Consider the following 13,654-nt stretch of genomic DNA (forward strand, 5'->3'; position numbering starts at 1 on the left):
TTTCATGACTTGAATGATTAAAGATTTCTTCTATAAGAAAGGAAGACGAGACAGCCTATGAACTACCCAAAAGAATTGGCCTATCCGATCCAAGAATCATCTAAAGCCTTTCCTCTGGAAGGTTTTGTGCCTGGCCAAGGCCCCCTTGATCCTCAGATCATGATCGTGGGTGAAGCGCCAGGGCGAACCGAAGTCGAAAACTTCATTCCTTTCAGCGGCCAAGCTGGAAAAGAGTTGATCAAATCGCTAGCATTAGCCGGGTTGACCAGAGAAGACGTCTATATCACCAGTGCCGTGCGCAGCCGACCTTATCATACAAAAGAACGGATCAACAAACGAACAGGTGCCCATGAGATCGTACATCCCAACCGCACGCCGACAAAAAAAGAAGTCATGCTCCATGCGCCGCTTTTGGATTATGAGATTGAACAAATTGATCCACCGATCATTGTTACTGTCGGCAACATCGGTCTGCAACGCCTATTAGGCAATCAAATCGTCATCAAAAACTATCATGGCCAATTGATCCAATCACCGATCCAACAAAGCGATAGCGAAGGGTCGGGTTATCATTGGACAAATAAACCCTATCAGATCGTACCTATGTATCACCCGGCAGCCATTTTCTACAATCGTACTCTTGCCGAAACAATTGAAAAAGACTGGCGTGGGCTTAAAAAGTTTTTGGTGCCTTCCACTACGCACGATAAGCCGGGATCGTCTGCTCGTAAGCAGTGATCTTGTCCGCTTCTTGCAATGTTATGCCAATCTCATCCAGGCCATTGACTAGTTTATGTTTCCATGAAGCATCGATCTCAAAGGGATACACGTTCTTCTCGATGGTCACCTGTTGTAATGGCAGATCCACAGAAATAGCAGTCGTTGGGGGCAAAGCCGCCAGCTGTTCTCTCACTGCCAATGGTAGAACGATTGGCAAAAGCCCATTTTTGGTGGCATTCATATAGAAAATATCGCCAAAGCTGCCAGCAATGACAACACTAAACCCATAATCCAATAGTGCCCATGCCGCGTGCTCTCTAGAAGAACCCGAACCGAAGTTATCACCAGCGATCAAAATCGAGGCTGTTTGATATTCGGGAAAATTGAGCACAAAATCAGGATTGGGCTTCCGCTTCGCTAAGTATCGCCAATCATCAAATAAAAACTCGCCAAAACCAGTCTTTTCCACTCGTTTGAGATAATTCTTCGGCAAAATTTGATCCGTATCAATATTGTCATTCATCAAAGGCATCGTGGTACCTTTAAATTGCGTAAAAGCCTTCATCTTCCCGCCTCCCTACGATTTCTCTCACATCGATAAAGTGCCCATGGATAGCTGCAGCAGCAGCCATGGCTGGACTGCACAAATGCGTCCGTGCATTCTTCCCTTGCCGCCCAACGAAATTACGATTCGAGGTCGATGCACAATGAACGCCTTCAGGTACTTTATCTGGATTCATACCTAAACACATAGAACAACCAGGTTCACGCCATTCGAACCCCGCTTCTATAAATACTTGATCCAATCCAATGGCTTCAGCGGCTTTTCTCACCGGACGGGAACCTGGTACGACGATACCTGTCACGCCTTCTTTGATCCGATGTCCTTTTAAGATCGAAGCAGCTTCTTGCAAATCAGATAAACGGCCATTGGTACATGATCCAATAAAAATGTATTCAATTGGAATCTCAGAAGGATGTTGACCAGGCTGCAGTGCCATGTAGTCATAGGCCTGTTGATCGTTGTGGTCTTGTATCTCCGGAAAAACACCTGTGACAGGCACCCCCATCTCAGGATTGGTGCCCCACGTCACATAAGGCGCCAATTGTGACGCATCCAACGTAAGCAAAGCATCGTAGGTGGCATCTTCATCGGTATAAAGCGTACGCCAATCAGACACTGCCGCATCAAAGTCGTCAGGAGCATATGCCCGCCCTTTCACATAGGCAAAAGTCGTGTCATCCGGTGCGATCAACCCCATTTTGGCGCCACCTTCGATCGACATATTGCAAATCGTCATCCGCTCTTCCATCGTTAGCGACCGAACTGTGTCTCCAAAATATTCCACCGCATACCCTACACCAAAATCCGTTCCACAAGCAGCAATCAATGCCAAAATAATATCTTTTGCATACACTCCCGGTTGCAGCGCACCCGTGATCTGGACGCCCATTCGTTTGGGCTTCATTTGCCACAAGGTTTGCGTCGCAAATACATGCTCGACTTCACTCGTCCCAATCCCAAAAGCAATTGCGCCAAACGCGCCATGAGTGGCAGTATGAGAATCACCGCAAACGATGGTTTTGCCGGGTTGGGTCAAACCAACCTCTGGCCCAACCATATGCACGATCCCTTGACTTGCAGAGCCATTGTCACAAAGTTGTACATCAAAGTCGCGGCAATTTCTACGCAAAGTATCCATTTGTTTTTTGGCCACCAGATCCGAAATCGTAAAAATATCTTGTGTCGGCACATTATGATCCATCGTGGCAAAGGTTTTCTCAGGACAACGCAGCGGACGATCAGCTTCCCGCAATCCTTCGAATGCTTGCGGCGATGTCACTTCATGGATCATGTGCAAATCAATATAAAGCAGCTGCGCTTCACCCTCTTCACCAGTCACGACATGGCGTTCCCACAATTTATCAAATAGCGTTTTTCCCATCTTGCTTTCCTCCTAGCCGCGCGATCACCGCTGCAGTAAAACGATCCGTCGTTGCATCGCCGCCCAAATCTTGTGTCAAAATGCCTGCATTCATCGTAGCAAAACAAGCAGTTTCGATTGTTGCGGCCAACGCCTCCATCTGAAAAGATTCTCGCAACATCATAACGACTGATAAAATCATCGAAACGGGGTTGGCTATATTTTTCCCTGCAATATCCGGTGCCGATCCATGAATCGGTTCATACAATGAAACCCCAGTGACGCCATGACTCGCACTTGGTAAGACGCCTAGCGATCCGGGTAAAACCGAAGCCTCATCACTCAAAATATCACCAAACAGATTCTCCGTCACGATCACATCAAAAGCAGTTGGTTGTTGCATGATCTTCATCGCTGCTGAGTCGACATATTGATGTGTGAGCTGACAATCTGGAAATTCCTTGGCGACTTCCTCAGCAATCCGTCGCCACAGCCGGCTGGTGGCCAATACATTGGCTTTATCGATGGAGAGCACCTTTTTCTGACGTGATTGGGCAATCGTAAACGCTTGACGGATGATCCGCTCAATCTCAACCCGTGCATAGCGGTTGGTATCGTAGGCGATATCTTCTTCTTCGGCTTTTTCGCCAAAGTAAATGCCACTGGTCAATTCCCGCACGATCACAAAGTCCGTACCTTTGACGATTGCTTCTTTGATCGGTGACAAGTGCAGCACAGCATCCACAACTTTGATGGGGCGAATATTCGCATACAATCCTAATGCTTTCCTTAGTGCCAACAGGCCTTGTTCAGGCGTATAGGCTGCTTTCTCCCAACGGGGATCGCCTATCGCGCCTAGTAAGATCGCATCGGCTTCCTGACATGCTTGCAAGGTCTTCGCTGGCAGTGGTGTATCCCCTATCGCCAATGCTGCGCCGCCAAAAGGCTGATGATCGAATGAAAATGCGGCTCCGTCCGTACCGGACGCTGCGTTCAAGACGCGCAATGCACTGTCCATGATTTCAGGGCCAATACCATCTCCTGCTAAAACAACGATATTTTTCACACCAGAACACCTCGATTCTTCAGCGAAGCACTGGCTTGCACATATGCCTTTGCCGAAGCTTGCAGCACATCAAAATCCAATCCGATCCCGCTGATTTTCTCGTGGCTCTCATCATCTTCGATCAAGACATGGACTTCTGCTTGGGCATCTTCACCACTTGTCAGCGCCGTGATTTCATAATTCAACAACGTTGGCCGCTGTGCAAAAATTTGATCGATGGAGTTATAGATCGCCTGAATACTCCCGGAGCCGATGGCTGAAGCAACATAGGTTTCTTCCTCTTTTTTGATGGAAACCACGGCACCTTGATGGCCGTTGGACACATATTGCAATTGAACAGCGTCCAATTCGTATCCATTAGCCCCCCGACCTTGGTCAGCAACAAGGGCAATCAAATCTTGTTCAGTGACTTGCTTTTTCTTATCCGCCAATTCTTTGAACCGTTTGAACAATGCATCACTTTCCTTTTGCTCAAATTGATAGCCCAGATGCGTCATTTTATCGATGAACGCATGGCGACCCGACAATTTACCCAATGGCAATGAATTGGTCTTGACGCCAACCAATTGCGGTGTGATGATTTCATACGTTTCTGGATTCTTGAGGACACCATCTTGATGGATCCCCGATTCATGGGCATAGGCGTTGCCCCCAACGATGGCTTTATTTTTCGGTACAGCAATACCCGACAAACGGGCGATCAAGTCGCTGGTACGTTTCGTTTCTGCCAATTTGATGTTGCTCTGGCAGTGATAGAAGTCATTGCGAATATGCAATGCCAACGCAACTTCTTCTAGTGCTGTATTTCCAGCACGTTCGCCGATCCCATTGATAGTTCCTTCAACACGGTCAGCACCATTTTCAATTGCCGCCAATGCATTGGCCATCGCCATGCCCAGATCGTCATGACAATGAGAGGAAAAAATGATTTTCTCGTCACTGCTGATATTATTGATCAGATAAGCAAAAATCTCGCCATATTCTGTCGGATTGCTATACCCAACTGTATCTGGCACATTGATGATCGTTGCCCCCGCATCGATTGCTGTTTGTACAGCTGCCAATAAGAAGTCCTTATCCGTTCTAGTCGCATCTTCAGGAGAAAATTGAACTTTAGCAAAACGCGCCCGCGCATAGCTCACATGTTCTTTGATCGATGCAATGACTTCTTCTTTGGTCATATGCAATTTAAATTCACGGTGCACCGCACTAGTGGCCAAAAATACATGGATCTGAGGATCAACAGCATGTTGCAAGGCTTCATACGCCCGGTCGATATCCTTCTTTTGACAACGTGCCAACCCCGCAACTGTCATCTTCGTGACAGCTTTGGCGATCGCTTCGACTGCTTCAAAATCACCGTCAGAGGCGATAGGAAATCCTGCTTCAATCACATCAATGCCCCATTTTTCCAATTGCAAAGCCAATTGCACCTTTTCTTTCGTGTTAAAATTGACACCTGGCGTTTGTTCGCCATCCCGCAATGATGTATCAAAAAATTGGATCTTTCTCATAAAACTTCTCCTCCTTCACAATTCTTAGACAGGACATGGGAAACGGTTGGTGATCTATGGTCGAAAAAGGTATAAAAAAAGCACTCCATAAAGGGTTGACCTTCATGCAATGCGAATAGGACTCTTCAAATAATGCCTGAGAATGGGTGGCAAAATGAATGAGTCCTTACGATAATAATAATAAAAATGCTGCTGCGTTTTTCGTCTGTTTGATCATAACCGTCACCTGTCCGTTTTTCTTGTAATGACCATACCAAGCTTCCATCAAACTGTCAAGTCTTTTTACCGAATTTTCTGAATATTACGATTAAAAGAGATCATGTGACACCTATTTGGGCCCTTTTTGATTTCTAAGCATCAACTGCGGAAAAATTTAGTATTTACTGTTGATATCTTCACACTATCTTAACCGAATTTAAACAATCATCAGTTATGATATATGTATCCCAAAAATATTTTTCACCCCTTTATCCTACCAGTCGAATGACTGGTGTTTTTTTACCCTTTCGAAACGTGAGAAAAGATTGAACTTCCTGTTGGTTCTTCGTATAATGAAGAGCAGCAATATTTGAGGAGGATGAAGATGCGAAATGAAATGATGCATCGTCCAGTAGTCAAACCCGAACTAGTGGAATACATGCGTAACAACCAAAAACAATTACCCGGGGAACTGGGAAAAATAGAACAAGATGCCCATGAAAAAGAAGTGCCGATCATCCCCCACGAAACCGTGGTCTTTATGCAATTTCTTTTGGGTCAACTCCAGCCAAAAGAAATATTAGAAATCGGTACCGCCATTGGTTTTTCTTCCAGTTTAATGGCCAACATCGTCGAAAACAGCCACGTCACAACGATCGATCGTTTTGATGTGATGATCCGCAAGGCCAAAGAAACCTATGCACGATTAGACAACGAGGCACAGATCACCTTATTGGAAGGTCAAGCTGCAGATATCTTGCCTTCTTTGAGCGGTCCCTATGATTTTATCTTTATGGACAGTGCAAAATCAAAGTATATTGAATTTCTTCCGGCCTGTTTGCGCCTCTTGCGCAAAGGTGGCGTCTTGATGGTGGATGATATCTTTCAAGCAGGAACGATCTTACAACCAATCGAAGAGATCCCTCGCGGCCAGCGGGCGATCCATCGCAAATTAAATCTGTTTTTAGATACCGTGATGACCCATCCGCAATTAACCTCGACTTTAGTGCCTTTAGGCGATGGTGTCATTTTGATCACCAAAGAATCTGAAGTGGTCGATTTACCAGATATCGAAGAAACCAAATAGATGAAAATAAGCTTTTTTGGAGAAAATCAGAAAAAAGGGCGAAAAGCATTTGACATTGCCTCGCCCTTTTTCTATAATGTTATTTGTTGCTGAATTGTCATAGTAGCTCAGCCGGATAGAGCATCCGCCTTCTAAGCGGACGGTCGGGGGTTCGAATCCCTCCTGTGACGTTATTTTAATTTACGAACCATATACAAACCGCTAGGAATATTGATTTCTAGCGGTTTTTGTTTGCATTTCGTATGCAAAACATGACATTCTTTGCGTCACATTTTAAGTACATTTTATCTGCTTATTAGGTTTTCAACCGAATAAATGTGACGAAAATAATCTTGTTCCACAAGTATCCAATAAGCCATAAGTAATACAGCGTTTAGCTGTCTGCCAGAACTTTTAGAAATCATATAACAATGAAATGTCGTCCTTTCGGATTTGATAAAACCAAGAGTATCAGATTTAATCTTAGCAACGGAAGTAATGATTCAAAAAACTAGTTATGTTTCTACTATCACTTTCTTGAAAAAATCAACTGCCAGACTATTTTTTGAATCGTAAATAAATTGTAAGTAAAACGGTGTATCTAAGATTAGTTCTTGACGATCAAATACTGCATTAGGCAATTGATCCGTAACATAGCGGGGCAAAAAGGCCATTTCATTCGAAGCTTACAAGGAACGAATGATTTCTTTGGGACTTTCAAGAGATAATGTAACCACTACTTTTTCTTTAAATGTCCATTCTTTTAGAAAAGCTGCGCGATAGGAACAATTTTTTTCGGTCAAAATCATTCGATATTCATCTAAGTGTTCAATGTCCAGCATCCCTTTACTAATTATATCAAAAGGCACTTCTTTCTTTGAGACTGAATACGCACTTGCGATGTCTATTTTCTCATCAAAAATATAGATACAATCTAGCTGATCATTTAACAGCATATCGATCAACTGGGACTCCTCTTTCAGAACGATTTCTATTTTTAAATGCTGATTGTTTCTTCTAAAACCTGCCAACTTTTCTGTCAAAATAAACGCCATTATACTGGATATCGTTCCAATTCGTAGAGTATCTTGTATGTGATTGATTTTTTTTGGAGCTTTTCTTCTTTTTCTATAAACTCCTCTATAAACTCAAAGATCAGTTGCCCCTTTTCGGTTAAATCAATGTTTCCAGCTTTCTTTACATATAAAAGACCGTAATCATTTTGCAAACTTTTCAAATGATAACTGACTGTGCTTTGGGCGTAGGTTAATTTTTCTGCAGCTTTGGAGACTGACCCCAGTTTTACCAAATAATAAAATGATGTTAAATATACGATATTCATCATGATCCGCCCTTTTTTTTCAATATTTTCGATAGATTATATTCAAATGTTCGTTACTATTTGCTTCGATGTTTTATTATACTAAATGTATAGTTTATATAGAAAGCAGGATGATTTATTATGACAAGATATGTATCCCAAGTATTTCCAAACAAACCGCTAGGAACTGATCACTATAGTCAAAAATTGGCACGTGAAACCGATATTGCTGATTTGGCTTTTGATTTTTATCACCAATTAATTGATTATACTGTTATGGACGTACGAAGTGAAGAAGATTTCACCAAAAGACATATCCCCGGGGCTATTTCTTGTCCAAACGGTATGATCAAAGAACCTTCTTCTGAAATAAAATCAAAGATTGTCGTCTATTGTTGGGGGCCATCCTGTAATGGTTCTACTAAAGCAGCATCCCGACTTTTGAATAAAGGCTATAATGTAAAAGAATTGATTGGCGGACTTGAATACTGGGTGAAAGAAGGTGCCCCTGTTGAAGGTAATGCTTTAGATAGCCCGATTTATTGGCAATTTAGCAAATTAGTATAGTGCTATTTTGTCCTGCGGTGGTTTATGCTGCTATCCTTGAATCTCTCAAAAGGTCTGGAGAGATTCAACTATCTTTGTCAATAAAAACAGTGCTATGATTCTCTTTTGTACAAAATGGAGTGAATAAATCTGGAATGACTGGAGCGCTGTTAAAACAGATAGGCATATTTTTGGTCCTTTCAGGATCAAATGTTTGATGAAGAGACAGCTACCTGCGCTTCTTTTATTTTACTAAAAAGGCAGTAATGAACGAACTTTATCGTCATTTCTGCCTTTCTTGTTCAAGGTCTTCTACCACAATCCCATAAAAAAGATCTTTTTCGTCATTATCTGTTTTTAAGCGTTTGGTAAAAAATATATGTGAGAATACTGCTGATTCCTTTTTATGTAATTGAATGAATTTCATTAATTAGTGTAGTAAATATTGGGATGTTTTTTTGTGATTTGATCAATACCGTACATAAGTACATTACGATAATCATTGACTTCTTCATCTTGCCAATTAAGCGCTTTTTGATCTGGCAATCAGTCTTTATTTCAGCCGAGGTTTTTAAAATATGCAAATTCACATAAAACTTAACAGACATTTTCTCTATATTACAATATATATTATCTAAGAATAATGCTAAAATGAAAAAAAGAGGGGCGCTATCAGGATGCACGTAAAGACTTCCCCAATAAATCTCCTGATAGCGCTCCATCTTCGCAGCTGAAAGCTGCTCAATCCATGTTATGCTATCGCTCCAGATATTGCAAGCAACTGATTTTAACCGTTACCAACTGTACGCTTGTACCACGAACCACGCCGATCAGCATGAAGAAAAATTTATGATCCTACTGTTTATATCCAATATAAAACGTTGGATTTTTTTTATACCCTTCAGCAAAGCCTTTGCACGCCATCATCTAAAATTCGTTTTTTTTTGAGCAATTTTTTCAAAAACCTTTCCATAGAAATAGCAATCGGCTTTCTTTTCAGCTAAAATCAATAGTAAGATATCAGCAAATATGCAAGGACTTGTGATAGAGAGAGGAAGAGCATCATGGATGAGATGATGAAAAAATGCATTACCGAAAAAGATTTGTTGCGTCAAATTTTGCTTTTAGAAACTTTGGCAAATCACCAGCAAATCACTGCCAAAGAATTGGCTGCCCTGCTTCATACAACGGAACGCACGATTTTTTCTGACATCATTTCCATTCGTCAGCAGTTGCCTGACAATTGGTTATTGGCTGCCGACAACAATGGACTGTCCCTGCAAGCCTCCGATTCATTACCGGTCAGTCAGCTATGGGAAATTTTCTTTCCTCAATCGATTGGGATTTCTTTACTTAAAGCGCTATTGTTCGCAAAAGAGATTGGCACACAAGCCTTTACCCAAGAAAATGGCATTTCTCTCGAAACATTACGACGTCATACGTTGAAAATCAATCAAACCTTAGTCGATTTCTCCATACGGATTCGCGTGACTGCTAGCAAAATCTATGTTGACGGCAACGAAATCAATTTGCGGCTTTTCTATCACCCGTTGCTGCTGCCTTATACCCATAACAATTATTTCTTTTCTGAATATACGATTCATGAAAGCCATTATTACGATTTTTTGGCCGTGTTAGGCAAACAAGCGATTGAGATTGATGTGGAACAAGTCTTTGGTACCTGTTGGTTTTTTATCAACACGATTCGGATCAAAGCAAGTTGCCGCATTGATGACTTTCCTTTTGATACATCCGATCGTTTTTTTGGACTGTTCCAACAGCCTTTGCTCTCTTTATACGAGAAAGAAGGTGTCTATCTTGAAACGAGTGAACATTTTTTCAGTTTTTACTGCTTTTTGGAAAGCTGGAACTATAACAATCTTTGGTCACCACTGATCCAAGAAGCGCTTTTGTCCTACACACCGATCTATGCGCAAGCAAAAGATTTTGTTGATTCGATCGATGATGCTTTGCACCTCGCATTGATCCAGCAGACAAGATTGGTTGATAATCTGACGTTATTGTTGATCAAAGTGCAAGAATCGAGGAAACTATCGGTCAAATTTCAACTAGAATATCAGGATATTCGCGACTTTAATTATCCGCAACTAGCTGCCATCGATACATTGATCCAAAGCTTCATTGATACACACTTTACGAAAACAGCGAATTTACAGCAATCCATCGCACTAACGATACGTTTGTTGATTCAGCAAGCCCGCTTACAGGCTGATCCAATCATTGCGAAAGGTCTATTTGTTTTTCAAGGAGAACCAGCATGGAAAGTCTACCTTTTACATGAATTAAAAGATTTTCTCGGTCGTCGCATAGCATTAGAAACGGTTGAACCTGGTCAGCTGGATGCCACATCTTCAGTGGATGCAGACTTTATTTTATCTAATTTCCCTATTGAAGCAGCGGATTGTCCTATCTACTATCTTTCAATGGTGCCCACCAAAAATGAGCTCAGTCAAGTGACTGAACTCATTCAAAGCTACTACTTGAATTATCGTTGAGCAATTAAATAATCACTGATCCCGCTCCTTAGATCAACTTAGGTTGGCAGGAGCGGGTTTTTGCCGCCATTGATATTTGGCAGACAGCCATTTCCCCCCCTCAACTACCGTGAACAAGAGCAAGCCGTTCGCAAAGATCGTGACATGCTGCCACAGGCTCAGTTGTTGCACACCTAGTATTTTCTGCCCAAAAGGCGTCGCGAGTGCGATGACCTGCAAGACGATCAGTGCTGCAAATGACAGGAGCAGTGCGCGATTTTTCAGCATGCCGCGATTAAGTGCCGGCGCCAACAATTCACGGCAATTGATCAGATACACGGTCTGTGCAATCACAATGTTTTGCAGCAAAATACTTTGTTGTAAGACTGCCGCGTCAAATTGGATCGCTAACCAGTAGGCTGGAATCATGATCAGTAACGACACATACGCGATCCGGAAAAAACTATACGCAGACAAGATACCTTCTTCAATCCCACGGGGCGGACGATGCATGACATCTTTACTTGCTTGCTCAAAGCCCAATGCATAAGAAAGCGTGATCGTCGTTACCATATTGACCCAAAGTATCTGGACAGATGTCAATGGCAAAGGACGGTTGAGCAGCATGGCAATAATCACGATCAATCCCTGTGCAAATGCCGTTGGCAAGAAAAACAGAATCGTTTTCTTTAAATTGTCATAGATCCTGCGTCCTTCTTTGACTGCATGGGCGATCATTCGGAAATCATCATCTGCCAAGACCATATCGGCGGCTTGTTTTGTGACTTCACTGCCTTTGATCCCCATTGCGATCCCGATATCGGCTTTTTTCAATGCTGGCGCATCATTGACACCATCTCTGGTCATGCCGACGATCTCACCATTTTTCTGTAAAGCAGTCACGATCTTGAGTTTATGTTCCGGTGTCGTACGGGCAAAAATATCCACATGATTGACCTGTTTTTGCAATGCTGCTTCTGACATATGATCGGTATCGATTCCTTGCAACACTCGATCTGTGTGTTTCAATCCGATTTGCTTGCCAATCGCTTGCGCTGTATCTGCATGATCACCAGTGATCATCTTGACTTGGATTCTAGCTTGCAAGCAGTCTTTGACTGCTTGGATCGCACTTTCTTTCGGAGGGTCAATGATACCGGCAATACCTGTAAAAGTCAGACCACTAATAGAGGCATGGGTCAAATCATGGTCAGTCGCAACTTCTTTGTAAGCAAAACCGATCAGCCGTTGGCCTTTGCTGGCTAATGCTGTACCGCGCTCGAGCCAACTTTGTTTTTCTTGATCCGTCAGTGTGGCTTGATCTAGTAAGACTTCAGGCGCACCTTTGACAAAGAGCAGCGCTTTTTGCTGCTGATCTTGTATCGGATGCAAGGTCGCCATATATTTGTATGCTGCACTGAAAGGCAGTTGGCTGATTGTTGGCTGTAATGGACGATCAAAAGCTTCTGCATATTGCAAAAGCGCTTTTTCTGTCGGATTCCCTACCAAGTCTTTTGCCGTTTGTGTTTGCGTTTGTTTGATGTCTTGGCAATTTGTCATGATATCGATTATTCGCTCAAGACTGTCTGCCTCAGCACTGAGAATGTCAACGACTGTCATTTGATTTTTGGTCAAGGTACCTGTTTTGTCCGAACAAATCACAGTCATCGCCCCTAAAGTTTCCACTGAAGGCATTGATTTGATGATTGCCTGTTGTTCAGACATCTCTTTGACCCCCATCCACAAAATCATCGTGAGTACGGCAAGCAATCCTTCTGGAATCATCGCCACGATCAAGGCAATCACCGATGAGAACAATCCACTGAAGGCAAAACCATAGCGGAACGTTGTGAAGAAAATCAAGAAGAGCACCAAAGTGATGATACAGCGGAACAACTGATGATTCAATTGTTTCATTTTTTTGATTAGTGGCGTTTCTTGGCTTTCAACAGATTGAAGTGCTTGGTTGATTTGGCCAATTTGTGTGCGATCGCCGGTTTCAACCACAATACCTGTCGATGATCCACTCTCAACGTGGGTACCGGAAAAAGCCATATTGTACTGATCGCCAATGATGGCCTCCCCGTCGATCATGTGGTGCTGCTTTTGGACTGTCTCTGACTCCCCCGTCAAAATCGCCTCCTCGATCACTAAGTCGTGGGTCTCCATCAACCGCAGATCGGCTAGCACAACATCTCCTAGACCTAAGACCACCAGATCACCTGCTACCAAAGAAGCAACGGGGACTTTTTTGCGGCGGCCATGAAGATAGATCGTAGTTTCCTTCCCCATCATTTGCTTTAAGCCATTCAGAGAAGCCTCTGCTTTTCTTTCCTGCCAGTACCCGACGATCCTATTGATGACTACGACGGCAAAAATGATCCCACTCTCAGCGAAATCACCTAAAATAGCTTTGAGTATTGCTGCTACCATTAGGACCACCATCAGTAAGTCAGTGAAATGTTTGCTGATTTTGCGCCACTTGGGCAATTGTTGTTTCTCACTGATGACATTTTCACCTTGTTCAGCCAAACGATGCGCTCGTTCAACTAGCGTTAGCCCATTTTGATTCGTTTGCAATGCTTCTATAATTTCAAGTGTCGTTTTTTTATACCACGTCGTATTGTTTCCTCCCTATCGATTTCTATAACTTGATAAAAGTATACGACAGGAATGAAAAAATATATTGGCGATAATTTCATGAAAGACTTAAATTCATGGGACGTGGGCAATCACACAAATCTCGCAAGTTTCTTTCTTGTTTGATTGTGAAAAATCCAGTACAATTGAGAAAATTCATGTT

10 protein-coding genes, 1 tRNA gene and 1 pseudogene are annotated in these 13,654 nt (G+C 42.7%); 5 read left to right on the forward strand and 7 right to left on the reverse strand.

The genetic code is table 11. The annotated features are described in order from the left end of the window. Positions 1-57: 57 nt before the first annotated feature. Positions 58-738: a uracil-DNA glycosylase gene (locus ACYVRS_RS05715; RefSeq protein ID WP_313509817.1), complete on the forward strand. Its 681-nt coding sequence runs from the start codon at positions 58-60 to the stop codon at positions 736-738. On the opposite strand, the gene leuD is transcribed toward ACYVRS_RS05715, so the two are convergent. The 4 genes from leuD to ACYVRS_RS05735 are packed head-to-tail and all read right to left on the reverse strand — an operon-like array spanning position 698 to position 5,225. Further along, positions 698-1,285, reverse strand: a complete 588-nt coding sequence (gene leuD, locus ACYVRS_RS05720; RefSeq protein ID WP_313537164.1) for a 3-isopropylmalate dehydratase small subunit — start codon at positions 1,283-1,285, stop codon at positions 698-700. The two genes, ACYVRS_RS05715 and leuD, sit on opposite strands and share 41 nt — an antisense overlap. Continuing rightward, the gene (gene leuC, locus ACYVRS_RS05725; RefSeq protein WP_461202852.1) at positions 1,263-2,666 is read right to left on the reverse strand and encodes a 3-isopropylmalate dehydratase large subunit; all 1,404 of its coding nucleotides are present in this window, start codon (positions 2,664-2,666) and stop codon (positions 1,263-1,265) included. The genes leuD and leuC overlap by 23 nt, the downstream gene beginning before the upstream one ends. After that, positions 2,647-3,711 (reverse strand): 3-isopropylmalate dehydrogenase, encoded by a 1,065-nt coding sequence (leuB, locus tag ACYVRS_RS05730; protein ID WP_461202854.1) that lies wholly within the window; start codon positions 3,709-3,711, stop codon positions 2,647-2,649. Before leuB ends, leuC begins: the two co-directional genes overlap by 20 nt. Beyond that, positions 3,708-5,225 (reverse strand): 2-isopropylmalate synthase, encoded by a 1,518-nt coding sequence (locus ACYVRS_RS05735; protein ID WP_313537171.1) that lies wholly within the window; start codon positions 5,223-5,225, stop codon positions 3,708-3,710. Before ACYVRS_RS05735 ends, leuB begins: the two co-directional genes overlap by 4 nt. Positions 5,226-5,808: 583 nt before the next feature. Here ACYVRS_RS05735 and ACYVRS_RS05740 point away from each other — a divergent pair. Together ACYVRS_RS05740 and ACYVRS_RS05745 are read left to right on the forward strand one after the other, a co-directional pair. Next, positions 5,809-6,510, forward strand: a complete 702-nt coding sequence (locus ACYVRS_RS05740; protein WP_312498905.1) for an O-methyltransferase — start codon at positions 5,809-5,811, stop codon at positions 6,508-6,510. Positions 6,511-6,606: 96 nt separating this feature from the next. Beyond that, positions 6,607-6,680: transfer RNA gene (locus ACYVRS_RS05745), tRNA-Arg, on the forward strand. A 495-nt stretch (positions 6,681-7,175) separates the two neighbouring features. On the opposite strand, the gene ACYVRS_RS05750 is transcribed toward ACYVRS_RS05745, so the two are convergent. Beyond that, the gene (locus ACYVRS_RS05750) at positions 7,176-7,532 is read right to left on the reverse strand and encodes a hypothetical protein (RefSeq protein WP_461202856.1); all 357 of its coding nucleotides are present in this window, start codon (positions 7,530-7,532) and stop codon (positions 7,176-7,178) included. Between the two features lie 11 nt (positions 7,533-7,543). Then, positions 7,544-7,834, reverse strand: coding sequence for a helix-turn-helix domain-containing protein (locus tag ACYVRS_RS05755; protein WP_313537180.1), 291 nt, complete (start codon positions 7,832-7,834; stop codon positions 7,544-7,546). A 117-nt stretch (positions 7,835-7,951) separates the two neighbouring features. Here ACYVRS_RS05755 and ACYVRS_RS05760 point away from each other — a divergent pair, with 117 nt between their 5' ends. Continuing rightward, positions 7,952-8,377, forward strand: coding sequence for a rhodanese-like domain-containing protein (locus ACYVRS_RS05760; RefSeq protein ID WP_313537182.1), 426 nt, complete (start codon positions 7,952-7,954; stop codon positions 8,375-8,377). A 1,043-nt stretch (positions 8,378-9,420) separates the two neighbouring features. Next, positions 9,421-10,872, forward strand: a complete 1,452-nt coding sequence (gene mafR / locus ACYVRS_RS05765) for a global transcriptional activator MafR (RefSeq protein WP_461202859.1) — start codon at positions 9,421-9,423, stop codon at positions 10,870-10,872. Positions 10,873-10,905: 33 nt separating this feature from the next. On the opposite strand, the pseudogene ACYVRS_RS05770 reads toward mafR, so the two are convergent. Then, positions 10,906-13,467 (reverse strand): annotated as a pseudogene (locus tag ACYVRS_RS05770) (HAD-IC family P-type ATPase); the annotation flags it as partial. Positions 13,468-13,654 lie beyond the last annotated feature (187 nt).

It is taken from the genome of Enterococcus salsurae, assembly GCF_054784955.1.